This window comes from Klenkia sesuvii, assembly GCF_037083825.1.
GTDB classification, from domain to species: domain Bacteria; phylum Actinomycetota; class Actinomycetes; order Mycobacteriales; family Geodermatophilaceae; genus Klenkia; species Klenkia sesuvii.
In genome coordinates this window covers 23,480-48,013 of record NZ_JBAPLU010000020.1, presented here as the reverse complement: position 1 = coordinate 48,013, position 24,534 = coordinate 23,480, and the positions used below count along the sequence as shown (strand labels likewise).

Annotated in this window: 22 protein-coding genes and 1 pseudogene; 13 read left to right on the top strand and 10 right to left on the bottom strand. The window is 74.4% G+C overall.

Translation table 11 applies throughout. From position 1 onward, the window contains the following. Positions 1-16 precede the first annotated feature (16 nt). The 4 genes from TEK04_RS16930 (at position 17) to TEK04_RS16915 (ending at position 4,883) form a co-directional block, all read left to right on the top strand. On the top strand, positions 17-1,222 hold the full coding sequence (locus tag TEK04_RS16930) for a Fic family protein (RefSeq protein WP_336405527.1): 1,206 nt from the start codon (positions 17-19) through the stop codon (positions 1,220-1,222). Then, a complete protein-coding gene (locus tag TEK04_RS16925; protein WP_336405526.1) occupies positions 1,219-2,721 on the top strand; it encodes a class I SAM-dependent DNA methyltransferase in 1,503 nt (500 codons plus the stop codon). The genes TEK04_RS16930 and TEK04_RS16925 overlap by 4 nt, the downstream gene beginning before the upstream one ends. A 3-nt stretch (positions 2,722-2,724) precedes the next feature. Next, positions 2,725-3,807, top strand: a complete 1,083-nt coding sequence (locus TEK04_RS16920) for a DUF8606 domain-containing protein (RefSeq protein WP_336405525.1) — start codon at positions 2,725-2,727, stop codon at positions 3,805-3,807. Between the two features lie 260 nt (positions 3,808-4,067). After that, positions 4,068-4,883, top strand: a complete 816-nt coding sequence (locus TEK04_RS16915; RefSeq protein ID WP_336405524.1) for an excalibur calcium-binding domain-containing protein — start codon at positions 4,068-4,070, stop codon at positions 4,881-4,883. On the opposite strand, the gene TEK04_RS16910 is transcribed toward TEK04_RS16915, so the two are convergent. Then, positions 4,884-5,831, bottom strand: a complete 948-nt coding sequence (locus TEK04_RS16910; RefSeq protein ID WP_336405523.1) for an ADP-ribosylglycohydrolase family protein — start codon at positions 5,829-5,831, stop codon at positions 4,884-4,886. A 612-nt stretch (positions 5,832-6,443) separates the two neighbouring features. On the opposite strand from TEK04_RS16910, the gene TEK04_RS16905 reads away from it, so the two are divergent. The 7 genes and pseudogenes from TEK04_RS16905 to TEK04_RS16875 all read left to right on the top strand — a co-directional run bounded on the left by TEK04_RS16905 (position 6,444) and on the right by TEK04_RS16875 (position 12,911). Next, positions 6,444-6,647 (top strand): type II toxin-antitoxin system VapB family antitoxin, encoded by a 204-nt coding sequence (locus tag TEK04_RS16905; protein ID WP_336405522.1) that lies wholly within the window; start codon positions 6,444-6,446, stop codon positions 6,645-6,647. Next, on the top strand, positions 6,644-7,087 hold the full coding sequence (locus tag TEK04_RS16900) for a PIN domain-containing protein (protein ID WP_336405521.1): 444 nt from the start codon (positions 6,644-6,646) through the stop codon (positions 7,085-7,087). Before TEK04_RS16905 ends, TEK04_RS16900 begins: the two co-directional genes overlap by 4 nt. Positions 7,088-7,167: 80 nt before the next feature. Further along, positions 7,168-8,424 (top strand): hypothetical protein, encoded by a 1,257-nt coding sequence (locus TEK04_RS16895; RefSeq protein WP_336405520.1) that lies wholly within the window; start codon positions 7,168-7,170, stop codon positions 8,422-8,424. 24 nt (positions 8,425-8,448) lie between these two features. Further along, a pseudogene (locus TEK04_RS16890) lies at positions 8,449-8,904 on the top strand (NAD(P)-dependent oxidoreductase); the annotation flags it as partial. Continuing rightward, positions 8,899-9,294, top strand: coding sequence for an NAD-binding protein (locus tag TEK04_RS16885; protein ID WP_336405567.1), 396 nt, complete (start codon positions 8,899-8,901; stop codon positions 9,292-9,294). The pseudogene TEK04_RS16890 and the gene TEK04_RS16885, both read left to right, overlap by 6 nt. A gap of 70 nt (positions 9,295-9,364) precedes the next feature. Beyond that, entirely contained in the window at positions 9,365-11,152 is a 1,788-nt protein-coding gene (locus TEK04_RS16880; RefSeq protein WP_336405519.1) for a putative bifunctional diguanylate cyclase/phosphodiesterase, read from the top strand. A 55-nt stretch (positions 11,153-11,207) separates the two neighbouring features. Beyond that, positions 11,208-12,911 (top strand): putative bifunctional diguanylate cyclase/phosphodiesterase, encoded by a 1,704-nt coding sequence (locus tag TEK04_RS16875; RefSeq protein ID WP_336405518.1) that lies wholly within the window; start codon positions 11,208-11,210, stop codon positions 12,909-12,911. A gap of 2 nt (positions 12,912-12,913) precedes the next feature. On the opposite strand, the gene TEK04_RS16870 is transcribed toward TEK04_RS16875, so the two are convergent. From TEK04_RS16870 to TEK04_RS16840, 7 genes are all read right to left on the bottom strand, one after another. Next, positions 12,914-14,110 carry a TIGR02679 family protein gene (locus tag TEK04_RS16870; protein ID WP_336405517.1) on the bottom strand — a complete coding sequence of 399 codons (1,197 nt, stop codon included), beginning with the start codon at positions 14,108-14,110 and terminating at the stop codon, positions 12,914-12,916. Then, positions 14,107-18,135 (bottom strand): SbcC/MukB-like Walker B domain-containing protein, encoded by a 4,029-nt coding sequence (locus TEK04_RS16865; protein WP_336405516.1) that lies wholly within the window; start codon positions 18,133-18,135, stop codon positions 14,107-14,109. The genes TEK04_RS16870 and TEK04_RS16865 overlap by 4 nt, the downstream gene beginning before the upstream one ends. Next, a complete protein-coding gene (locus TEK04_RS16860; RefSeq protein ID WP_336405515.1) occupies positions 18,132-19,358 on the bottom strand; it encodes a TIGR02678 family protein in 1,227 nt (408 codons plus the stop codon). The genes TEK04_RS16865 and TEK04_RS16860 overlap by 4 nt, the downstream gene beginning before the upstream one ends. Next, positions 19,355-20,803 (bottom strand): DUF2397 domain-containing protein, encoded by a 1,449-nt coding sequence (locus tag TEK04_RS16855; protein ID WP_336405514.1) that lies wholly within the window; start codon positions 20,801-20,803, stop codon positions 19,355-19,357. Before TEK04_RS16855 ends, TEK04_RS16860 begins: the two co-directional genes overlap by 4 nt. Further along, complete coding sequence (locus tag TEK04_RS16850; protein WP_336405513.1) at positions 20,800-21,225, bottom strand: type II toxin-antitoxin system VapC family toxin; 426 nt, start codon at positions 21,223-21,225, stop codon at positions 20,800-20,802. Before TEK04_RS16850 ends, TEK04_RS16855 begins: the two co-directional genes overlap by 4 nt. Beyond that, on the bottom strand, positions 21,222-21,488 hold the full coding sequence (locus tag TEK04_RS16845; protein ID WP_336405512.1) for a type II toxin-antitoxin system Phd/YefM family antitoxin: 267 nt from the start codon (positions 21,486-21,488) through the stop codon (positions 21,222-21,224). The genes TEK04_RS16850 and TEK04_RS16845 overlap by 4 nt, the downstream gene beginning before the upstream one ends. Positions 21,489-21,561: 73 nt before the next feature. Next, positions 21,562-21,999, bottom strand: a complete 438-nt coding sequence (locus TEK04_RS16840; RefSeq protein WP_336405511.1) for a hypothetical protein — start codon at positions 21,997-21,999, stop codon at positions 21,562-21,564. 87 nt (positions 22,000-22,086) lie between these two features. Between TEK04_RS16840 and TEK04_RS16835 the strand changes: the two genes are divergently transcribed. Further along, on the top strand, positions 22,087-22,914 hold the full coding sequence (locus TEK04_RS16835) for an aldo/keto reductase (RefSeq protein WP_336405510.1): 828 nt from the start codon (positions 22,087-22,089) through the stop codon (positions 22,912-22,914). Position 22,915: 1 nt separating this feature from the next. On the opposite strand, the gene TEK04_RS16830 is transcribed toward TEK04_RS16835, so the two are convergent. Continuing rightward, on the bottom strand, positions 22,916-23,533 hold the full coding sequence (locus tag TEK04_RS16830; protein ID WP_336405509.1) for an HD domain-containing protein: 618 nt from the start codon (positions 23,531-23,533) through the stop codon (positions 22,916-22,918). A 106-nt stretch (positions 23,534-23,639) separates the two neighbouring features. Here TEK04_RS16830 and TEK04_RS16825 point away from each other — a divergent pair, with 106 nt between their 5' ends. Further along, the gene (locus TEK04_RS16825; RefSeq protein ID WP_336405508.1) at positions 23,640-23,966 is read left to right on the top strand and encodes a hypothetical protein; all 327 of its coding nucleotides are present in this window, start codon (positions 23,640-23,642) and stop codon (positions 23,964-23,966) included. A gap of 40 nt (positions 23,967-24,006) precedes the next feature. Here TEK04_RS16825 and TEK04_RS16820 read toward each other — a convergent pair whose 3' ends face one another. Next, positions 24,007-24,534, bottom strand: coding sequence for an HAD domain-containing protein (locus TEK04_RS16820; RefSeq protein WP_336405507.1), 528 nt, complete (start codon positions 24,532-24,534; stop codon positions 24,007-24,009).

Here is a 24,534-nt window from a genome sequence, read left to right as displayed (position 1 = left end):
ATTGGGACATAGGGACATGACTCGACTCTTCGCCATCCCCGAGCTCGACCTGGACGACCACCAGACGATCGAGGGCGTGCACGGCATGCGCCGTGAGCTCGCCTCCGTCCTGCGCGCCCCGCGGCGCTGGGGTGGCGGCCTCCGGCGAACGACACAAGCACGCGCCATCCAGGGCTCCAACAGCATCGAGGGCTACTCCGTCAGCGATCAGGACGCGGCGGCCGCCGTCGAGGACGAAGCGCCGTTGACGGCCGACCAGCAGACCTGGGCGGAGATCCTCGGCTACCGCCGGGTGCTCACCTACGTGCTGCAGGTGGCCACCAGCCCCGGCTTCCGGGTCGACCCGATGACGCTGCGCGCCATGCACTTCATGCTCCTGGAGCACGACCTGACCAAGAGCCCGGGGCAGTACCGTCAGCGCGCCGTGTACGTCCGGGACGACGTCACCGACACCACCGTCTACGAGGGCCCCGACAGCGACCTGGTTCCCGAGCTGATGGATGCCCTCGTCGCCGGCCTGAACACCGACCGCGACGTCGATCCGCTGGTCCGAGCAGCCATGGCGCACCTGAACCTGGTGATGATCCACCCGTTCCGCGACGGCAACGGCCGGATGGCTCGGGCTCTCCAGACGATGGTGCTCGCGCAGGACTCGGTGATCGAACCGACGTTCTCCAGCATCGAGGAGTGGCTGGGTGCCAACACCAGCGACTACTACCGCGTGCTCGCGGCCACCGGCCAAGGCGCGTGGCATCCGGAGAACGACGCCCATCTCTGGCTGAAGTTCAATTTGCGCGCCCACCACATGCAGGCGCAGACGCTGCAACGCCGCTTCGCAGAAGCAGAGGAGCTGTGGACGGCGCTGGACGCCCTGATCATCCAGCACCGCCTGCCCGAGCGGGTCTCCGATCCGCTCTTCGATGCCGTGCTGGGGCTGCGCGTGCAGCGCAGCACCTACATCAAACGCACCGAGCTGGAGCAGCGCACCGCGACCCGCGACCTCGCCCACCTCGCCGATCTCGGTCTGCTCGACCCGGTCGGGCAGACCAGGGGGCGCTACTACCTGGCGGGCGAGCAGCTCCGGCAGCTCCGGACAGCGGCTCGATCGACCCGTCGGCCGCTGGCGGACCCGTACCCGGGACTCATGGACGAGGTTCGCCGGGTTGCCCCGGTAGTGGCCCGTAACGTCTCCGGGGTGACGAGCGACGAGGGTGACCGGTGACCGAAGCACGGCGGTTGGTCGACAAGCTCTGGAGCTACTGCAACGTCCTGCGCGACGACGGCGTCTCGACCATCGAGTACACCGAGCAGCTCACCTACCTGCTCTTCCTCAAGATGGCGCACGAGCGGGAGAACCGACCGCTCAAGCCGGAGAAGATCGTCCCGGCCAACTGCTCCTGGCAGCGGCTGCTCGACGCCGACGGGGACGAGCTCGAAGACGTCTACCGGCGCATCCTGCAGGACCTCGCCCGGCAGCCCGGCGTCCTCGGTGTGGTCTTCCGCAAGGCGCAGAACCGCATCCAGGACCCGGCCAAGCTCAAGCGCCTCGTCGTCGACCTGATCGACAAGGAGAACTGGTCGGCGTCCGGTGTGGACATCAAGGGCGACGCCTACGAGTCGCTGCTCGCCAAGGGCGCGGAGGACATCAAGTCCGGTGCCGGCCAGTACTTCACCCCGCGACCGCTGATCCAGGCGATGGTCGACTGCCTGCAGCCGACCGCCCGGGACCGGATCATCGACCCAGCCGCCGGTACCGGCGGCTTCCTCCTCGTCGCCCACGAGCACGCCGCCCGGCACGCCGAGGACCTCACGCCCGAGGAGCGCGACCACCTCCGTGACGACTTCGCGCACGGCGTCGAACTCGTCGACGGCACCGCCCGGCTGGCCGCGATGAACCTGCTGCTGCACGGCATCGGGCGGTCGGTGGGGGAGAGCCTCATCGAGGTCAAGGACGCCCTGCTCGCCGACCCCGGCCGGCGCTACTCCGTCGTCCTGTCCAACCCGCCGTTCGGGCGCAAGTCCTCGCTGACCATGGTCGGCGCGGACGGCCGCGAGGCGCGCGAGGACCGGGAGATCGAGCGGCAGGACTTCGTCGTCACCACGGCGAACAAGCAGCTCAACTTCCTGCAGCACATCGCCACCATCCTGGCGATGAACGGTCGCGCGGCCGTCGTCCTGCCGGACAACGTGCTCTTCGAGGGCGGTGCTGGCGAGACCATTCGCCGCAAGCTGCTCCGCGACTACGACCTGCACACGCTCCTGCGGCTGCCGACCGGGATCTTCTACGCCCAAGGCGTGAAGGCGAACGTGCTCTTCTTCGACAAGCGGCCGGCCGCCGATCACCCGTGGACCGAACGGCTGTGGGTCTACGACCTGCGCACCAACGAGCACTTCACGCTCAAGCAGAACCCGCTGCGCCGTCAGCACCTCGACGACTTCGTCGACAGCTACCGCGCAGGCGCCCGGGGTGAGCGGGTGGAGAGCGAGCGGTTCCGGTCGTTCGGATACGACGAGCTCGTCGCGCGCGACAAGGCGAACCTGGACATCACTTGGCTCAAGGACGCCTCGCTCGACGACCTGGACAACCTGCCGGCGCCGGAGGTCATCGCCCGGGAGATCGTCGATGACCTGACCGCGGCGCTCGCCGAGTTCGAAGCGGTCGCGACGGCACTGGAGGGTGCCGCCGAGGCGGTCGACCTATCGATCGTCGAGAAGGACTGAACGATGCCCACCGAGATGGGGTTGTGGCGGGTGGACAGCGGTGCCCCGACGCGGCTGTCCCCGCAGGGCGTGCCGCTGGAGTCCCAGCTGGAGACCATGATCGAGGCGGACCCCACGATCCTGGGCACGCCTCTGATGTTGATCGGGCGGCAGGTCCCCACCGCACACGGCACGTTCGTCGACCTCCTCGCCGTGGACGACGACGGCGCGATCCACGTCCTGGAGCTGAAGAAGGACAAGACCCCTCGGGACGTGGTCGCCCAGGCGCTCGACTACGGCTCCTGGGCCCGCACGCTCTCCCACGACGACGTCCTGGACATCTTCCGTGCGTACAAGCCGGATGTCGCCTTCGAGGTGGAGTGGGCGTCGACGTTCGGGACTGAGCTGCCCGACGAGCTCAACTCCGCGCACCGGTTGACGGTCGTAGCGGCCGAGGTGGACTCGGCCACCGAGCGCATCGTCGAGTACCTCGCCGAGTTCAACCTGCCCATCAACGTCGTCTTCTTCCGCTACTTCGTCGACGACGGACGGTCCTACCTGGCCCGCACCTGGTTGATGGACGAGGCCCGCACCCAACCCAAACGGGGCGCAGGGGCAGCGGGGGGCACGCGCGAGCCCTGGAACGAGCTCGACTGGTACGTCAGCTTCGGCGAGGAGAGCGGCCTGCGGAGCTGGGACGACGCCCGGGAGTACGGGTTCGTGTCCGCCGGCGGCGGGGAGTGGTTCTCGAGGACGCTGCGCAAGCTCCCGGTCGGGGCCAGGGTCTTCGCCTGCATCCCCGGCACCGGGTACGTCGGGGTGGGCACCGTGACCGCGACGGCGAGACCGTTCGACGAGGCGCTCGCCGTGTCCGACGGTGAGGCGACACGTCTGGCTGACCTGCCTCTGCGGGCCGCGTACCAGCACCAGGACCTGCCCACGGGGGAGGACGCCCGCGAGTTCGTCGTCGGGGTGCAGTGGGCGGAGACCCGCGACCGGAGCGACGCCGTGTGGGCGAAGGGCATGTTCGCCAACCAGAACAGCGCATGCAAGCTGCGCAACAAGTTCACTCTGGACAGGCTCGCCGACGCGTTCGGGCTGGGCTGAGGTCCAGCGGCATCGTCCTCGTGACGCGGGTTCCGCGAGGCGGCGGTCGTCAATGGTCCTACCGGGGCGCAACGAGCCCGACGACCAGTCGACCGCGATGCAGGACGGACCCGTGGGATGGGTGGTGCGACGGGTACGACGCGCATCGGTTGGTGGAACCAAACGGTGCAGTTTCGATGCAGACTGCGGGCATGACGTGGGGACGCGGGGGACAGGACGGACCGTCGAAGGCGCCGGGTGGTGATCCGAGCAGGAGGCGGTTGGTCCTCCTCGGGCTGGTGGCGCTGTTCGTGCTGTCGGCCTTCGTGGCCGGTGGACTGAGCGGCGGCCTGAGCGCCCTCGGTCTGGTCGTGCTGGCGGTCGGGGCCTGGGCCCTGCTCCGGGGCAAGGTCGCCGGGTTGGGCATCGCCAGCCGACGCGCTGCGGCCGGCGTCGCCGCCGCCGGCTTCGTGGTGACGGGCATTGGGGGATCGCTCGCTCCCGCGGCCGACGCCGAGGCCGCGCCGGAGCAGGTTGCCGCGTCGCCGTCGACGGCCGCGCCCACGACACCGCGCGCGACCACCGCCGCGCCCACCACCACGGCTGCCCCGACCACCACGGCCCCGGCGTTGCCGCCGGCGCCCGTCATGTCGATGACCTGCCCCGGTGCCGGGTCGGGCTCCACGCCCGTGTTCGGCCAGCAGATCGTGGCCACCGCGCCCTACCAGGTGACCATCGACTACGGAGACGGCGAGGTCTACACCAACGACGACCAGAACCTGGGTGCGATCTTCACGCACCGGTACCCGTCGGCGGGCACCTTCGTCGTCCGGGCCGTGCTGACCGACGTCGCCGGCCAGACCGTCACGGCGGACTGCTCCTACACCTGGACGGCGCCGGTCCCGGTGCCCGCGCCCGCGCCCGCGCCAGCAGTCCCGTCCTCGGGCAGCGGTTCAGGTGCTGGTGGGGATGGCGCGGCGCCTTACTACAAGAACTGCGACGCCGTCCGAGCAGCAGGCGCGGCACCGATCTACCCGGGCGACCCGGGATGGCAGTCCAAGTTCGACCGCGACAACGACGGGGTGGGCTGCGAGTAGTCAGCCTCCCGCAAGCCTCATCGCCAGGTTGCGCAGGTCCTGCCCGGTCCACCGGTGGTCACCGAGCCCCGGCACCCGGCCGTGCAGGACCGCCGTCCACCGCTCCGGGATGCCCTCGGCGCCGAACACCGCGCCAGCCAGGCCACCGGCGACCGCGGAGACCGTGTCGGTGTCGCCGCCCAGGTCGATGACCCGGCGCAGCACCTCCGGCAGCGACGTCGCACCGCGCAGCGCCCACGCGGCTTGACCCAGCGTCGGCCACACGGCGCCGTTGCCCTCGGTGGCGTCGGCCGGCGTCCAGGCCGGGTCGAGCACGGTGGCCCACCGCTCCCGGTGCTCGGCAGTGACGTGGTCCAGCGCCTCGGGGATGGCGGCCAGCGGGTCCTCGCCGTCCAGGGCCGCCCGCACCAGCTCGTGGAAGACCGCGCAGCCCTCGCCGGCCGACGGGTCGCCGTGGGTGAGTGCCGAGATGCGGCGGGCGGCGTCCATGGTGGCGTCCCGGCCGTGGCGGGCGAAGAAGACGGCGGCGGGCGTCGTCCGCATCAGCGAGCCGTTGCCGGCGGCGTGGCCCGAGCGGGCGAAGTGCTCGGCCGCGGCAACGTCCCACGGTCGGCCCGAGCCCATGACCGCGCGGGTCTGGTTGCCGATGTCCGGCGGGTCGGCGGCGGCCCAGCGGCGGAACCGGTCGAACACGTCGGCCTCGTCGAGCCCGCCGCGTTCCACCAGCGAGGTGGCCAGCGCGATGGCCATCTGGGTGTCGTCGGTGAACTCGCCGGGCGCCCACCCGAGCGATCCGCCGCCGCACATCTCGTCGCCGCCAGCGTGGCCCTCGGGGAAGCGCGCGGAGAACTGGCCGGGCGGGCCGAACTCGAACGGTGCGCCCAGGGCATCGCCCACGGCGGACCCGACGACGGCGCCGACGGCTCGGTCCAGGCGGTCCACGGTCACGGTGCCTCCGATGTCGAGGGGTGGGGGTCCATCTCAGCAGGCGCACCCGGCGAGTGACCGCGGCGGCGACGTCGTCCGGGTCCTCGTGCTCCCAGAAGCGGAGGACGGTCCAGCCCATCCCCCCGAGCTGGGCGGTGACGGAGAGGTCGCGCAGCTGGTTGGTCTCCAGCTTCACCAGTTCCGCCGCGTGCAGCCGTCGGCGCACCGTCATCTCCGGCCCGTTGTACCGCTTCCGCACCCCGCCGCGTCCGCGCCGTCAGCTCCTCGGACGAGGAGCCGGGGTGCGGTGGGGGAGTCGGCACGGCCGCAGGGTGGCAGAGCGCGAACCCCTCGCGGGGGCCCTTGTGGACGACGCCCGACTGGCCCGCTGTCCGCATGCCGCTCGTCCGCCGCCGCACGCCGGAGCCCACCCCGGCACCGGGCTGTGGTCGCTGATCCCCACCGGCATGCACGGCGAACCGGACCGGCCCTGGGGGATCGGCGAGCTGGACCCGTGCCGGCGGGGGTCGGCTCGGGCCGGTGCAGTGCGCCCAGCCGCGGTGGGACCTCTGGTTCGACTGATCGCAGGTTCCTGAATACGATGTGGTCGTTCCATGCATAGAGGAGGTTGGCGTGACCGTCACGACGGTGGACATCGACAAGGAACTGCTGGCGCAGGCCCGTGAACTCCTCGGCACGACGACGACCAAGGCCACGGTGCACGAGGCTCTCCGTGAGCTGGTTGCCCTGCGGCGGCAGACCGCTGCGCTCGACGCCCTCGCTGCGCTCGACCTCGACCTCGACCCCGACCCGCACAAGGTCCACCCTTCACCGTGACCGACGAGGTGGCGCTGTCGCGGTTCATCGTCGACAACAGCGTCTGGCAGCGCATGCGCCAACCTCCGGTGCGGGCCGAGGTGGACCGGATCCGAGCTGCTCACGGGGCGGAGGCTCTGCTGGTGTGCGCGCCTGTCGCTGCGGAAGCCGGGTTCAGCGCACGCAGCGCGGCAGACCACGACGTGGTTGCCGGGGCCCTGGCCGCCTTCGCGCAGTGCAGCGTGCACCCGTCGGCGACCGACGTCCTCGACATCCAGGGAGCCCTCTTCCGCAACGGGTTGTTCCGCGCCGTCGGCGCTCTGGACACCGTGATCGCGGCGTACGCCGTCGCCAACCGGGCTGCGGTACTGCACTACGACCGCGACTTCGAGCACGTCGCCCGTGTCCACCCGGGCTTCCTGCAGCGGTGGATCGCCCCGGCCGGGACCCTCGATGGCTGACTGGATCCGGACCCGCGCACGCCGTTCCCCGGTCCGACCATCGGTCGACGTCGCCGGTAGCGACCGGGCAGGGTGGTCCCATGACGCCGAAGCTGCCCGCACGACGGTCTCCGGACGAGCTCGGGCTTTCGACGCCGGTTGATCAGCAGCTGCCCAGCCTGGTCCGCCGCTACGCCGAGCGTTTCCACCGCGCGGTCGAGGGTGAGCACTGGGTCGCGTCGCCGCTGGGGGCCTGGCTGCTGGTGGCCCTCGCCGCACCGGCAGCGGAACCCGGCTCGCCCGTCGCCGACCGCCTCACCGATGCCCTCGGCGTGCCGGTCGACGACGCCGTCCGGCTGGTCGCCGAGCTGCTCGGCTCGCCGCACGCCGCCGTGCACGCCGAGGCCGCGGCCTGGGCCGACCTCGACGTCACCACCGCGGCGATCGTCGAGTGGGCCGGCGCCCTCCCCGCCGGGACGACGTTCGACACCCGCATCCCCACCCAGGCCGAGGCCGACGAGTGGGCGCGGCGGGCCACCGACGGCCAGGTCGACACCTTCCCCGTGGATGTCGAGGGCGCGCTGCTGCTCCTCGCCAACGCCCTGGCCCTCGACGTCTCGTGGTCCACGCCGTTGGACGTCGTCCCGGCGCGTCTGCTGGGCGCGGGTGCGCCGCTCGCGGACGGTGTCCGGCGCGTGCTGAGCGCCGCCCGGGACAGCGAGCGGTCCGTCGTCCGCACCTCGACCGCCGGCGACGTCGCGCTCGTCGTGCACCGCGCCGCCACCGACCTCCTGGTCGCGACCGTCGCGGCCGACCCCGGCGTGGCGCCCGCCGACGTGCTCGCCATGGCCCACGAACTCGCGACCAGGGCGGCGAGCCGGCACCCAGTGGCAGTCGTCGACCCCTTCGACCTGCCACTGGGTGACGGGCCGGTCATCGCCGTCACCGAGCGCGAGGTGCCCCTGCCGCAGGACCGGATGGCCCAGGTGCACGCCTACCTCCCGGCCTGGGAGGCCGACAGCACGCACGACCTCGTGCGCCAGCCCGGCATCGCCGACGGCGCGGCGGCTCTCCTGGCCCTGCTGCCGCCGGGCAGTCCGCTGGAGGCCGAGGTCAAGCAGGTGGCGACGGCGGAGTTCAGCAGGACCGGGTTCCGGGCGGCTGCGGTCAGCGTGCTGGCCCTCCGCGCCAGCGGCCCGCCGCCCATGCGGCCCGGGCTGCTGCGCGAGGTCACGCTCCGCTTCGGGCACCCGCACGCCGTCGTCGCCGTCGCACTGGACCACGAGGGCGGGCCGTGGCACGGCGTCCCGGTGTTCAGCGCCTGGGTGTGCGAAGCGACCGAGGTGCCCGAAGACTGAGGCCACAACAGACCTGAGGAGAGAACAGTGGCAGTGCAGTCGGTAGCGGTGCTCGGGCTCGGCACGATGGGAGCTGCCATGGCGCAGCGGCTCGTGGACGCCGGCCTCGACGTCCGGGTGTGGAACCGCAGCCCGGAGAAGGCCGAGCCCTTCGGTGACCGGGCCGCCGCGACCGCGGCCGAGGCGGTCGAGGGCGCGGACGCCGTCCTCACCATGCTCTTCGACGCCGACTCCGTGCGGTCGGTCGCCGACGACGTACTGCCGGCCATGCGCGAGGGCGCCATCTGGATGCAGTCCTCCACCACCGGCCCCGACGCCGCGGAGGAGTTCGCGCAGCGGGCGACCGATGCCGGCGTCCGGTTCCTCGACGCCCCCGTGCTCGGCACCAAGGCCCCCGCCGAGCAGGGCAAGCTCACCGCCCTCGTGGCAGGGGACGACGCCGACGTCGACGCCGTCCAGCCCGTCCTCGACGCCATCTCCGTCAAGACCGTCCGGCTCGGCGCACCCCCGAAGGCGTCCGCGCTGAAGATCGCCGCCAACGCCTGGATCGCCACCGTCACCGCCGGCATCGGCCAGTCGCTGACCCTCGCCGACAAGCTCGGCGTCGACCCCGCCGACCTGCTGGCGGCCATCGAGGGCAGCGCCGTCGACACGCCCTACCTGCAGATGAAGGGCAAGGCGGTGATCGACCGCGACTTCACGCCGTCCTTCGAGGTGACCGGGTTGCTCAAGGACGTCCGGCTCGCCGCGCAGGTGCCCGGTGTCGACAGCACGCTGCTCGACGCCCTCGCCAGCCTGTACTCCGGCGCGGCCGACGCCGGGCACGGCGACGAGGACGTCTCCGCGGTCTGGCACGCCTTCCAGCGCTGAGCCTCACCCGCACGGAGGGGATCGGCCGATCCCGCTCGTCCCGCGGGGCGCGGAGGTCGAACGTCGGGGTGTGAGCAGGTGGCAGGCGCCCGAGGTGGCGACCCCGCGCGTCATCGCGCGCACCCTCACCACCTTCTACGTGCTCGGCGCCGTGGCCTCCTACGGGGCGGCTGCCGGCGCGTCGTCGGCCGGGCCGGGCAGGGGCGTCCTCGTCGTCTTCGGCACCGCCGCCCTCCTCGCGGCCGGGGTGCTGGCGCGGTGGCTGCCCCGCTGGCCGCGCGGGGTCTTCCACGTCCCGGTCAGCGGGGCGGCCGTCCTGCTCGCCGCGGTCGCCGCCGTCGCCCCCGACCCCACCACCGCTGTGGTGGTCGCCGCCATGACGGCGTTCGTCGCGGTCGACGCGCACTTCTTCTTCGCCCGACCGGTCGCCGTCGCGCACGTGGTCGTCGCCGTCACCGCGGTCAGCGTGGGGCTGGTCGTGCAGGGGGCGGTCCACCCCGGCACCGTCCTCGCCCTCGACGTCGTCGTCCTCGCGCTGGCCCTGGTCACCGCACAGCTGGTCAGCCGGGCATCCAGCGCCAGCCGCGACGCCCTCACGGGGCTGCGCAACCGCCGCGGCTTCGACGACGCGCTCGACGAGCTGATCGACACCTGCCGGCGCACCGGCACGCCCCTGTCGGCGGCGCTGCTCGACCTCGACCACTTCAAGCAGGTCAACGACACCTCCGGCCACGCCGCCGGCGACGCGCTGCTGTGCGCGGTGGCCGAGCACTGGCAGCGCGCGCTGCCCCGCTCGGCGGTGCTCGCCCGGCACGGCGGTGACGAGTTCGCGCTGCTGTTGCCCGGGGTGACCGGCACCGACGCCCTCGACCTGGTCCGGGGCGCCGCGGTCGGCGCGGCCGGGCAGCTGTCCGTCGGCGTCGCCGAGCTGGCGGCCGCCGACGGCCCCGCCGACCTCGTGCGCCGCGCCGACCGGGCTCTTTACGACGCCAAGCGCGCCGGGCGGGGGCGGGTCGAGCTGGACGGCGGCCCCGGCGCGGAGCTCGCCGCCGACCTCGCGGCCGCCCTGGACGCCGGAGACGTGCAGGTCGTCTACCAGGGCGTCGTCGACGTCTCGTCCGGTGCCTGCGTCGGGGTGGAGGCACTGGCCCGGTGGACCCACCCCGTGCACGGCCCGATCGGGCCCGATGTGTTCGTCCCGGTCGCCGAGCAGCACGGCCTGGTCGGCGCACTCGGGCAGCACGTGCTGCGCACCGCGGTCGCCGACCTGGCCCGCATCCGCGACACCACCGGGACCCAGCTGGTCCTGGGCGTGAACGTCTCGGGCTGCGAGCTCACCGACCCGGCGTACCCCCAGCGTGTCCTGGCCGTGCTCGCCGAGCGCGACTGGCCCGCCGAGTGGCTGGTCCTGGAGATCACCGAGAGCGTCCTGGACGCCGAGTCCTCGGCGGCCACCGACGGCCTGGCCGCCCTCCGGAGAGCCGGCCTGCACGCCGCCGTCGACGACTTCGGCACCGGCTACTCCTCGCTGAGCCGCCTGGACACCCTCCCGGTCGACCACCTCAAGGTCGACGCCACCTTCACCGCCACCCTGACCACCTCACCCCGCCGCGTGCAGGTGCTGCGCAGCCTGCTGTCCCTGGCCGACGCACTCGCGGTGGAGGTGGTCGTCGAGGGCGTGGAGACCGCCGAGCAGCACACCGTGCTGCAGCAGATGGGCTGCCGGTTCGCGCAGGGCTGGTTCTACGACCGCCCGGCCCCGGCCGACCACCTGGCCACCCGCTTCCTCTCCCCGGTGACAGCCGTCCGGGCGGAGTGGGGGACGCGGCCCGCACCACGGGATCCGGTTCAGCTGTAGCGGAACTGGATCGGTGTCGAATACTGGGGGCGTGGACCACCGACGCACACCCGAGGTGGCGACCCCCCGAGCCATGGCGGCCACCCTCTCGACGTCCTACCTGGTGGGCGGCATCGCCGGCGTGCTGGTCGTCCTGGGCGCGGGGTTCCACCCGGCGCTGCTCGCGCTGTGCGTCGCCGCCCTCGTCGGTGCCGCGGTCCTGCACCGGTGGGGTAGGTGCTGGCCGCGGGTCGCCTTCCACGTGCCCCTGGTCGTCGGCTCGGCGCTGGTCAGCTGTGCGGTGCTGGTCGCCCCCGACCCGGTGAGCGCGGTCGTGGCCGCCTCCGTCCTGTCCTTCCTCGTCCTCGACGCCTACCTGTTCTTCGACCGGCTGCTGGCCACCGCGCACGCCCTGCTGGCCCTGTCCGGGGCCACCGCTGCGCTGGTGACCCGCGACGGGGTCGAGCTCGCGACCGTGGTCGGCCTGGACGCCGTCCTCATCGCGCTCGGGGTGGTCACCAGCACCCTCGTCGCGCGCGCCTCGTCCGCCGAGCGCGACCCGCTCACCGACCTGCTCAACCGGCGCGGGCTCGACCTCGCGCTGCACGCCGAGGTCGCCGGTCTGCCCGCCAGCGGTGGCCGGCTGTCGGTCGCCCTGCTCGACCTGGACCACTTCGAGGAGCTGAACGACAGCCTCGGGCCCGAGGCCGGTGACCGGGCACTGCGGCTGGTCGCCGACACCTGGCGCCGTGCCCTGCCGCCCGGCGCGGCCGTGGCCCGGGTCAGCGGCGACGAGTTCGCCGTCCTGCTCCCCGGGATGACCGGGCAGCAGGCCCGGTCGCTCGTGGAGGGCGTGCGCACCGCGAAGCCGGGACCGGCCTTGTCGGCGGGGATCGCCGAGTACGTGCTGGGCGACAGCTCCGCCCAGGTCGTCCGCCGGGCCGAGCGGGCGCTGTTCGCGGCCAAGTCCGCCGGTCGGGACCGCTGCGTCCTGGACGGCGACGAGACCCCCGACCTGGTCCGCGACCTCGCTGCCGCACTCGACGCCGGGGAGCTGCGCACCCAGTTCCAGCCCATCCTGCAGCTGGGCACCGGCCTGGTCGTCGGTGTCGAGGTGCTCGTCCGGTGGCACCGGCCCGGCCACGGCCCGGTGCCCGCCCAGGACCTCGTGGCGGTGGCCGAGGAGCACGGGCTCGTCGACCGCCTGGGGGAGGCGGTGCTGCGCTCGGCCTGCACGCAGCTGGCCGAGCTGCACGCCTCGACCGGACGGCGGTTGCGCCTGGGCATCAACGTCTCCGGCCTCGAGCTCGCCGACCCCTGCTACCCCGACCGCGTGCGGGCGGTGCTGGCCGAGACCGGCTGGCCGGCATCGGAGACCGTCCTGGAGGTCACCGAGAGCGTGCTGGACGCCGACTCGCTGGCCGCCGTGTCGGCGCTGCACTCGCTGCGGGCCGTCGGGGTGCTCGTCGCCATCGACGACTTCGGCACCGGCTACTCCTCGCTCAGCCGCCTGGACACCCTGCCCGCCGACATCCTCAAGGTCGACGCCGACTTCACCGCCACCGTCACCACGGCGCCGCGGCGGGCCCAGATGCTGCGCAGCATCGTCGGCCTCGCCCACGCGCTGGAGCTGGACGTCGTCGCCGAGGGCGTGGAGACCGCCGAGCAGCTCGAGCTGGTCCGCCGGGTCGGGTGCACCTACGCGCAGGGCTGGCTGGCCGGCCGCCCCGTACCGCTGCCCGAGCTGGTCGCCGCCCTCGACCGCGCCCGGGCCGTCTGACCTCAGCCCAGATCGGTGAGCAGGAGGTCGATGACGGCCTCCTCGTGCACGGCGATCCCCGTGTCGGCCATGGCCGAGGCCAGCTCCGGGTCCCACGGGGTGACCACGGGCCGTCCGGTGAGCGGCACCCCCGCGGCCGGGACGGCGGCCCGGTAGTCCACGACCGACAGCCGCCACGGCCGAGCCCCCACTGCCAGCACCCGGCCGGCGATCGCGACGCCCGGCCAGTCGAAGTCCCCGTGGTAACGGACGACGGCACCGTCGGCCAGCAACCCCTCCACCAGCAGCGACCCAGCCGCCGACGGGTTGCCCTGCAGGCAGATCAACGGCCCACTCAGCACCCGGTCGGCTGCGGCCTGCACCACCTGCGGGTTCTCGCACGCGTGCACGACGTCGTCGGGTGCCGCCCACGGCCGGGGAGCCACCCGCAGCTCCCGCAGCGTCACGTGCGTCGGCACCCCGAGGTCGGCCCGCGCCCGCATCGACACCGCCCACGCCGAGGTCCCCGGCGGCCGCCACCCCAGCACGAGCGCCGTCCCGGAGACGTCGTCGGTGCGCACCCCGACCTCGGCCCACAGTCGAGCGCGGTCGGCCGCCGTGGTCGGTGCGGGCTCCCCGGCCCGTGCGGCCACCCCCCGGACGGCGACCGCGCCCGCCCGCCGTCCGGGGTCGAGGCCGTGCGCGTCCCCGGTCACGGCGGCTGCGAGCTCACCGAGCGTGCGCGGGAGGGGGTCGACGTCCACCGTGCGGACGGCGGCGACCGCAGCCGCCAGCGCCGCCGGGGCCGAGCGCAGCAGGCCGGCGGCCCGCAGCCCCTCGGTCCACACCGGTACCCACGCCCCGGACAGCGGCGCCACGAGCGCAGCCCAGTCCGCGGCCGACGTCTCCCGGGCAGACTCGCGAGCAGCCCGCTCGGCGGGCAGGTCGCGCAGGGGCCCGTGCAGCGCCATGGCCGCCTCGACCAGCGACACCGCCGCCGGGGAACCCCGCAGCACGGCGTCCAGGTCGGCCAGTGCGATGCGCCGGCGACCCGGCCGCATCCGCACCCCCAGCACGCCGCCGAGCAGGTCGGCGCCGGCGTCGTCCAGCTCCACCACGACCGTGCCGGCCGGCTCCAGGCCGGTGCGCTCCAGCTGCCTCCGGGCCGCGCTCCAGAACGTGCCGAGCGACGGGTGGGCCAGTTCGTCGAGCAGGGTCACGTGAACACGTGCCGGGTGGTGCCGTCCCAGTGCACCCGGGTGGTGATCGCCGCCGTGCCTTCCGCGCGGCGCACCTCGTACACGTCCAACGACGGCACGTCCGGCCCGAACCCCCACAGCGCATGGCCGGTCATGACGAAGTCGAGGTCCAGCCGCACCAGCTGAGCCATGAGCTCGCCGATGGTGCGCTCGTCGACCTTCGCGAAGGCGTCGTCGAGCAGGATCAGCCGCAGCGCCTCCGGGCTGGGCAACCCGGTGAAGAACGCGTCGGCCGCGGCGAACAGGGCCAGGTAGCTGACCACCCGGGTCTCGCCCTGGGACAGCCGCGCCCGGCGGCTGATCTTCCTGGGGGGCGCGTCGCCCGGCCCGACGATGAAGACCTGCACCTCGTGCCACGACCGGTGGTCCAGCGCCGCCCGCAGTGCCGTGGCGTAGCCCTGCGCCGGGTCGGTGCGCAGCTCCTCCTCCACCCGCGCGCGCAGCAGCGCGGTCAGCTCTGCGGTCGCGTCGGCCGCGCGGGCCGAGGAACGCTGCAGCACCAGCTCCTCGATCCGCGCGGCCGACCCGGCGACGTCGTCGGCCAGCGGCCAGCGGATCTCCACCCCGATCCCGTGGCTGGTGCGGATCCCGGCCAGCCGGGCGTTCATCCGCTCGACCTGCTGCGTCGACCACTGCAGCTGGTGCCGCAGCTCGTCGGCCACCGACCCGAGCACGAAGGTCGTGAAGACCCGCTGTTCGCGCTCCGTCAGCGCCGATCGCCCGAGGTCCCGCCGACGGACCAGCTCGGCGACCGCGGCCGGCAGGGGCCGCCGTCCGGCCGCTTCACCGATCTCGACCAGGTTCACCCCGTCCTCGACCCGGGTGAGCAGGTCGTAGTCACCGGGGTCGCGCTGGTTCTCCAGCCTCAGCAGCGCCTTGAGGTAGGCGTCGGGGTCCGGCTCGGGCACGGGGTCGGGCAGACCGGCGGTGAGGACGTCGACCAGCGACCCCGCGGCCGGCAGCTCGCCGATCCCCGCCGCCTCGGCCAGCCCGGGCAGCTGGGCGCGGCGTCGCAACAGCTCGTCCGCCGACCCGGCCGCCTCCCGGGCCTGCGCCACCGCGGCAGCCGCGGTCGCGGCGTCCCCCTGGGCCCGGGTCAGGGTGCCCAGTGCGGCCAGCCGGTCCCGATCGGCGTCCCGCACCGCGATCTGCGCCGCGGACACCGCTTGCTCGGCCGCGCGCAGTTCGGCGCGGGCCGCGTCGGCGTCCAGGCCGGCGGCCAGCTCTGCGGCGGCCAGCTCGGTCGCCGCGACGTGCCACCGCTCCCGGTCCCGTTCCGCGGCGGCTTCGGCGGCCACCCGGCTCCCGCGAGCCTCGTCCAGCGCGGCCCCCTCGGCCGCGACGGCCTGCACCGCCCGGGCCAGGTCCCCGAGCGCCACCGACACGGACTCGGCCTCGGACGTCGTCTGACCGGCGCGTTCACGGGCGGTGGCCAGCCGCTGCTCGTCGGCGGGCACGCCGAGGCGGCCGCACAGCTCGGCGTGCCGGGCCTGCTCGACGTCCCACCGCGCCCGTTGTTCCGCGGCCGCTCGGGCCAGCCGCTGCGCGGTCGCGGCCTCCCGGGCGACGTCGGCCTCGGCGGCCCCGCGACGGGTGATCGTCTCCCGCAGCGCCGTCGATCGAGGGGCCGTGCGCACGTGGGCCCGCACGGCGTCCACGGCAGCCGCCAGGGACGACGCCCGGGTCCCCAGCCTCGCCAGCTCGTCGGCCAGCGCGGCCAGCTCGGCGTCCACCCGGGCCAGCTCCTCGGCCCGGTGCCGGGCCCGCGCCGTCGTCCCGATGTGCCGGGCGTGCGGTGCGGTGTGCCGGCCGGTGAGCGCACCGAGCCGGAAGCTGCCGTCGGCATCGACCCAGCAGGGGCCCGACCGGTCGCCCCAGCCGATCCGGTCCAGCACGGCGGCCACCTGTCCGCTCGGCAGGCCACCGTCGGGGTCGGGCACCAGTACCTGCGACAGCGGGCGCGCCGCCGTCGGACCACCGGCGTCGACCAGCAGCTCGCCGTCCGCGGCCGCACCGTCGGCCCGCACGACCGCGGTGAGCAGCCCTGACGCCAGCAGCGCAGCCTCGAGCCCGGCCTGCACCTCCGTGGTCAGGCCCGCTCGGAAGTCGACCGACCGCCAGAGCGGGACACCGTCGACCGGGCCGCTCCACGGCGGCCGGGCGGGTTCGGGGTCCCGCTCGGCCAGCAGCGCGGTCCGCTCGGCCTCCAGCCCGGTGACCCGCATCCGGCGCTCCTGGACCCGCACCCGCAGCTCGGCCGCCTCGATCTGCAGCTCCTCGATCGCCGGGACGGCGGCGTCGGCGGCCGCGCCGTCGAGGGCATCCAGGTCGTCGGGCCCCTCGGCCAGCCAGGCCCCGACCGGCGTCACCGACCAGTCCACCCCGCCCAGCTGCGCGACGGTCTCGGGCGCCTGGGTCCAGGCGGACCACCGCTCCCGCAGCGACGTGCGCGCTGCGTTCTCGGCGTCAACCGCATCGTCCCGCCGCAGGCCGGCCTCCTGCTCGCGGCCCACGGCGTCGTCCCGGCTGCGCTCGGCCTGCACGACGACACCCTCGGCCCCCGCCAGTCGACGATGCTCGGCCCATCGGGCGTCGAGCTGCTGCCGGCGGTCCCGCGCGGCTTGCCGGACCACCCCGGCACCGGCCCGCCAGGCGTCGAGGTCGACACCGCCCAGGTCCAGGCCTGTCAGCGTCGGTCGACCCACCGGCTCGGCGTCCAGGTCGGGCTGCAGCCGCACGGCCTCGACGGCGCCCACCTCCTCCACCATCCGGACGACGACCTCGCCCGGCAGCGGGTCGGGCACCCCGGCGTCCCGGGCCCGCTCCGCGAGAGCTGCCATCCGCTCGCTCGTCCGGCCGGCCACCTCGATCGCGGTGCGGGCCACGCGGGTCAGGCGGTCGGCCGCGGCGTCCTCGCCGCGGCGGGCGTCGTCGGCACGGCCGGCGGCCTGGTCGGCCGTGCCGCGGTGCGCCGTCACCGTGCGGGCGCGTTCCAGCAGGTCCTGCCGGTCGGCCGACTGCTGCAGCCCGACCAGGGTCGCCTGCACCTCGACCAGCTGCTCTCGGCACTGGGCCAGCTGTGCCTCGGCCCGGGCGTCGTCGGACTCGGCCGTGGTCAGCGCAGCGCGGGTGGCGGCGTCGCGCTTCTCGGCCCGGGTCAGCTCCCGGACGGCGACCCGGGTCCGGTCGGTGGCAGCGCCCAGCTCGCCCTGGGCGTAGCGGCGGTAGGCGGCGAGGAAGGTCTCGAGATCGGCCACGCTGCGCTCGAGGCGGTCCTGCAGCGCGCGGGTCTCGGAGATCTCGTCGAGCTTGGACCCGGCAGCGTCGAGGGTGGCCTGGGACAGCGGCGGCAACGCGTCCGACAGCAGCGCGGGCAGCCGGCCCTCGTCGATCCGGTTGCCGACGTCGGGGGAGCGCAGGGTGTGCAGCAGCTGGGTGAGGCCGTCGAACCGTTCGCCGGCCTGCGCGTCGACCAGCCCGAACACCCGCTCCCGGACCCGCTCCCGGTGGGTGTCGGCGACAGTGGTGAGCACATCGGGGCCGAGCAGCTGGGCGAGGTCCTCGCGGCGCAGTGGGTGCCGGTCGGGGTCGAGCAGTCGCAGCTCGTGGCCCACGCGCAGCTCGGTGAGGAACCACGAGACGGTGACCGAGCCGGTGTTGGCCGACCAGCGCAGGTGCGCCCCCAGGGTCAGGTAGCGGTCCATGCCCTGGATCAACTCCAGCCACAGGTAACCGACCCGGTTGGTGGTGCCGGGGTCGCCGACCCGCATCAGCCGGTCGAGGTTGACCGCGGCCGACCCGCTGGAGTCCATCCGGCGCCGGTCGGCGTCCAGCAGGAAGGGCAGCAGCAGCTCCAGGGCGCGTGACTTACCCGACCCGTTCGTGCCGCGCAGCACCATGCGGCCGCCGGTGAGCACGAACTCGGTGTCCAGGTAGTGCCAGACGTTCTGGATGCCGGCCCGGTGCAGCCTCCAGCGCTCGGTCACGGTGCGCCCCCGATGTCGAACAGGCCCGGTTCCTCGGGTGGCACCGGCTTGGGGGTGGCCCGGTGGTGGGTCACCTCGGTGCGGTACCGCGCGGCGACGGCGTGCACGTGCACGCCGTCGGGGCTCGGGGTGGTCAGGGACAGGGACGTGAGCAGGTCGAGCACCTCGTCGCGGAGTCGGGTCGGGTCGTCGCGCAGCTGGGCCTTCCACCCCTTGCCGTAGTCGGCCAGCAGCGTCGCCAGCAGCCGGTCGACCTCGGGCCACGGCACCAGCACCGAGGGCGGGTGCGCGCCGGTGGCGGCCTTGGCGTCGGGGTCGGGCAGGTGCTCGATCACCAGCTGCTCCACCAGCAGCAGCGCGGCCTGCCGCACGGTGCCGGTGCCGGGGAAGGTGACGTCGCTGAGGGTGGCCTCCGGGTCGTGCGCGAGCACCCCCTCGGCGCGGGTCTCCAGCACCAACCCGAAGGCGTCGTCCAGCTGGCCGGCGAGTGCGGTGCGCTCGCGGGAGAGCACGTCGGCGGTCTCGGCGTCCAGGTCGGTGCGCAGCACGACCGGGTGCTCGGCGAGCATCCGGCGCAGTCGCCGCCTGGGCTGCGGGTCCGGAGCGGCGTCGATCACCGACCGCGCGTCAGCGCCGCTGGGCAGCGGGCCGGTGAGCAGGTAGGGCAGCAGGGGGCGGTGCACGGTCAGCAAGGCTTCGTCCTGCCGCTCGGCCCAGCCGGCCGCCGTCCCGTCGGTCTCGGCGATCACGCCCCAGCGGACCATGAGGTCGAGCGCGGCGACCAGCGACCGCCGCTCGGTCAGCGTGTCGGGGATGTCGATGCCCAGACCGGCGGCGTCGGCCCGGACCTGCTCGACCAGGTTCGACAGCAGCACCTGCTCCCCGGTCGTCGGCGCCAGCAGCGCGGCGGTCACCAGGCACAGGTGGACGTAGCCGCGGGCGGTGAACGGGGTGCCGTCGGCCCGGCGGGCCGGGCGCACCGGCATGCCCGGCTCGGGTGCGGTCTTGAGCAGGCGGGCGAAGGTCGACTCGACGACCAGCGTGTAGCCCAGCTGCGCGCCGAACAGCGATCGCAGCGCGGGTGCGTGCCGGCGGACCAGGCGCATCGTGTCGGGGTGCTGCGCGGTGGTGAGCACCGGGGTGAGCAGCAGCGCCCGGGCGGCGGTGCGGCGCTCCGCGGCGTCGTGCGCCGAGGTCGTGACGGTGCCCCTACCAGCGCTCATGCCGGCTCCACGGTGAGGGTGAGACCGTGGACCGTCGTCCGGCCGTCGGCGGAGTCGACCACGGTCGCACCGCCGGGTGCGACGTGCAGGGTGACCCCGAGGTCGACGTCCGTGCGGCTGGCGGGCTCGACCAGGAGCTGGTCGACGGCGAGCACCTGCGCCAGCTGGTCGAGCACCAGGTCGCGGGCGGCGGGGGAGAGGGTGGCGCCGTCGAGCCGACCGGCCGCGGCCAGCTCACCGGCGGCGGCGCGCCGGGCGGCCGCCTCGGTCGCGGCCTCGGCGAGCAGCCGTTCGCGGTCCAGCCCGGGGTCGGGTACCCGCGCAGAGCGCCCGCGGGCCGCGCGGTCACCCTGCTCGCGCACGGAGACCGGGACGTCGACCGGCGGTGCGTCCCACCAGGAGGTGGCCGGTGGGATGCGGCCGTCGTCGTCCTCCAGCCCGAGGGCCAGGTGCCGGGCGGGGGCCGCACCGAACGCCGCCGCCCACAGCCGGTGCGCGGTCTCCTCGTCGGTGCCGGGTGCGGCGAAGAGCGTGGCCAGCCGCAGCAGGTCGTCGCGGCGGGAGAGGCCGGTACCACCCGAGGAGACCATCCGCTTGGCGTTGGTGAGGAGCTGCCCCAGTGCCTGCTCGGCGGCCGCGCGCAACCGCTCCGGGCCCGACCGCGCCCCGGTGAACCAGGCGGAGAACTCGGTCCAGTCCTGTGCCCGGCGGCCGGGCAGCCGTTCCACCGCGGTGCCGGACAGGCCAGGCAGCAGGGCCAGCCGCTGCAGGACGGCGGGCAGGTGGGGCTCGAGCTCGGCCAGCCGCTCGGTGACCAACGGGGCGTGCCGGGTGACGTCGGAGCCCAGCAGCTCGACGTAGTCCAGCAGCACGCCCTTGAAGGTGGCGTACTCGTCGCCGGCCAGGTCGTACCGGGAGAGCACGGTGGCCAGGTAGGCGTAGAAGTCGGCCAGGCTGTCGAGGAACACCCGTTGGTTGCTGAACAGGGTCGTGACCTCGGCGGCCAACCGCTCGGGGTCGGCGGGCTCGGCAACGGCGAGGTCCCGGATCACCCCGAGCCGGTCGGCGGTACCGGCGAGCAGCTCCCGGGCGACCTCCCGGGCGCCCTCGGTGGTGGCCAGCAGCTCCTCGACCTGGCGCTGCACCCGGCCACCCAGTTTGGAGATCTGGTAGCGGGTGCGGGCGTGCCTCCAGTCGGCGATCGTGCGCACCCGGGCGTCGCGCACCGAACGGACCAGGTTGCCCCAGCGGACCAGGGCTCCGCACCGGTCCTCGACGGTGTCGGCGTCGAGACCGGGGGTGTCCAGGCGCTCGGCGATCTCGACGGCGGACAGGTCGATGAGCAGCCCGGAGCTGAACAGCCGCATGATCGCCAGGTAGTCGGCGCTCAGCTCGGCCGACCCGACGTAGCGGTAGAGGTCGAGCCGGTTCTCCGGCTCGCTCACCGGGTGGTGTCCACGACGGCGAGGCCCTCGGCGCGCCAGGCGGTGAGCAACTCCTGGTCCCCGCTGGCGGCGAGGACGTCGTCGCCCGAGACGGACACCGCGCAGGCGCAGTGCACCGCGTCGTACCCCCGGAGGGCGTGCCGGCGCGCGGCCTGCGCCGCCGCGTCCAGCCGCTGCTCGTCGGCCGGCACGACGGCCACCCGTGCCCAGACGGCGTCGAGCGACTGCAGTGCGGTGGCCAGCTGCTCGGCCGTGAGCCGGCCGTGCCGCGCCGCCCGGGCGAGGGCCGCGGTGGCCTCCACCCAGGTGACCGCCGAGCTCACGGCCAGGTCCGCCCGCTCCCACAGCTCACGGCAGGCCGCCGTGCCCGGCTCTTCGACGATCAGGGGCACCAGCGCGGAGGTGTCGAGGTAGATGTTCACCCGCGGTCGGCGATGACCTGTTCCGACAGCCGCAGCGTGGGGTCGGCCGGCGTGATGGGGTCGGGCAGGGGTCGGCGCGGTGCTGTCGGCAGCTCGATCACGCCGTCGGCCACCAGCTGGTCGAACGCGCTGGGCTTGCCGATCGGGACGATCCTGGCGACCGGGGTGCCGTGGTCGGTCACGGTGATGGTCTCGCCCTCCCGCACCGCGGCGATGTGCCGGCTGAGGCCGTCGCGCAGCTCGCGGATCCCGATGCTCGTCATGCCGTCCCCCTGGTGGCCACGAAGTCTCGATGAATGTAGCCACCAGGTGAGGCAGGGGGAAGTGGGGTGTGCCTCACGGGTGGTGCGGCCACGACGTCCGGGGCAGCAGCGAGGTCGCCGACCGGCCGTCACCGGCGTGCAGGCTGCAGTCGACCCCGTGGCGGCCGCGCAGCACCGCCTCGACGGCGGCAGCCCAGGCGTCGTCGTCGGGGCCGATCGGACCCGGTCGCTCCAGGTACAGCGCGAGGTGCAGCTCGTCGGGTGCGACGTGCTCGGCCTCGGCCACCGCGGTGTGGAAGCCGACCACGTTCTCCAGCAGGACGCGGTCGGGCTCGGTGGGCACGCCGTCGATGGGCACCAGCAGCGGCGCCGAGGTGCCGTCGGGCAGCAGCCAGCTCAGGTGCAGCGTGCGGGTGGGTGCCGGGCCGGCGGACCCGAGCAGCCCGAGCCAGCGCCCGGTGAGCTCGGCATGGTCGGTGACGGGGACGGTGGGGCGGGGGATTGCGGTCATGGCGGGCAGGGTGCCGCAGATCGCCGAACCGGGGTGATCTTGTCCACAGGCTCTGCGGATGTCGGACCCCGCCGGTTGACTGAGGCCATGCAGACCTTCACCGCCCACGGCGGGCTCACCCTGCCCGCGCTCGGCCTCGGCACCTACCGGCTCAACGGCACCGACGGCGTCGAGGCGATCCGCACGGCCATCGACGGCGGCTGGACCCTGCTGGACTCGGCGTTCAACTACGAGAACGAGGGCGCCGTGGGCAAGGCGGTGCGCGACTCCGGCCGCCGCGACGACCTGGTCATCACCTCGAAGCTGCCCGGCCGGCACCACGCCCACGACGAGGCGATCACCACGATCGAGGAGAGCCTGCTGCGCACCGGCCTCGACGTCCTCGACCTGTACCTCATCCACTGGCCCAACCCCGGCGTCGACCAGTACGTCGAGGCCTGGGGCGCGCTCATCGAGGCCCGCGACCGCGGCCTGGTCAAGGCCATCGGCGTCTGCAACTTCGAACCCGAGCACCTCGACCGCCTGCGGGCCGAGACCGGCGAGCTGCCTCAGGTCAACCAGATCGAGCTGCACCCCTACTTCCCGCAGGCCGAGCTGCTGGCCTACGGCGCCGAGCACGGCATCATCACCGAGGCCTGGACGCCGCTGGGACGCGGCAACGACCTGCTCGACCACCCCGTGCTCGCCGAGGTCGCGGCCGCCCACGACGCCACTCCCGCGCAGGTCGCCCTGGCCTGGTCGATCGCGCGGGGTGCGCTGCCGTTGCCGAAGGCGGCCGGGCCGCAGCGGCAGGCCGAGAACCTCGCCGCGGCCGACCTGGCCCTCACCGCCGACGAGGTGGACCGCATCACCGCGCTGGGCCGGCCCGACGGCCGCACCTACGACCAGGACCCCACGCGCTACGAGGAGTTCTGACCTACCCGACCCTGGCCAGGTCGTCGACCACCCGGGTCAGGGCCCGCACGACCGGGGCGCCGGGCATGCGGGCGGCGATCGCGTCGCGGCAGGCTGCGTAGTACCAGCGCAGCCCGTCGCGGCCGCCGGCGAACCGGGTGAAGAACTGCGGGCCGTAGGTCGCGGCGTCGGCGGCGATGCGCGACCCGTTGTGCACCTTGTCGCAGGCGGTGACCAGCAGGGCGTCGTCGGGCTTGTTCACCAGCGTTGCGACGTAGGCCTCCTTGCGTCGCCGCCACGGCAGCTCGGCCGACCCGTCGTTCGGGTTGTCACTGCACGCGGCGACCATCGCGGCCACCGCCGCGCCGAACTCGGCCTCGATCGACGCCAGGACGGCGGGCCCCTGCCCCGCGGGGGCGTCCTCGACGGCGTCGTGCAGGAGGCCGGCGATCGCCTGGTCCTCGGTGCCGCCGTGCTCGAGCACCAGCGCGCTCACCGACAGCAGGTGCGAGAGGTAGGGCACCTGCGAGCCCTTGCGCAGCTGCGTGCGGTGGTGGTCGGCGGCCATCGCCAGCGCCCGGTCGTACCGGGGGCCCAGCGGCCCCGCGCCCAGACGCTGCCAGTCCTCGAGCGTGCTCACGGGCCCGACGCTAGCGGCCCCCCCCGCGAACGGGTGAGGACCGCTCAACCGCGGTGGCGCCCGCCCCGATCACACCGGGACCGGAACCCCTCACCTGGAGCACCCCGTGGACCGACCCGCCGACACCGTCTCGACCCGCGTCCTGCTGTGGGGCGTCGTGGCCCCGCTGCTGCTCGGCTCGTTCGTCCCCCCGCTGTCCGCGCTGGCCACCCTGTGGTTGCTCATCGGGTTGGGCACGCTGGTCGTGCAGGCGGTCGGTGCGCTCGTGCGCCGGGCCGACCCGGGTGAGGACGACGTCAGCACCGACCTGGACGACGACCTCCACGAGCAGCTGCGCGCCGCCTTGCCGGTGCCCACCGCCCCCGGACGCTGGTGGAACCGCCCGCTGGAGGACCCGAACACCGCCGCGGCCCGCGCCGGCAGCTGGGGCTGACCGACCCGCGACACGCCGCGGGCGCACCGTCCGTCGTCGGCTACTCGCCGTCCAGCCAGCGCTCGACGGCGTCGAGGTGCTCGTGGGTGAGCCCCTCGGCCAGCTCGGGGGCCACCACCAGCACGTGGCCGTGCTCGGCCAACCAGGCCTGGGTGTCCTCGGCCTGCAGTGCGAGGTCGTCGTCGACCCAGACGACCCGGCGGTTCGGGTCCTCGTCGACCACCGCGCGGGCCGCAGCCAGCTTCCACCAGCGCGGGGCGCCGGCCAGGGTGCCGGTGAACCCGGTTGGCCCGGCGCCGTCGGGGCGCTCGTGCACCCGCAGCCCGCGCGGCAGGCCCATCGGGTCGGCCAGCAGCTCGTCGGCGTGGCGCGCCCAGGTGGTCAGCCACTGCAGCTCCACCCGGCCGTCGCGGTGCCACTCGGCCAGCCGCCCGGTCACCGACGGGTCCCAGGACAGGGTGTAGCCGGCGAACACCCCCCGCTCGCGGCCCGGGGTCGTGCCGCCCACCGCGTTGAGGACGCCGTCCACGTCGAGCAGCAGCAGGGGCGGGAGCGCGGCGTCGGTCAC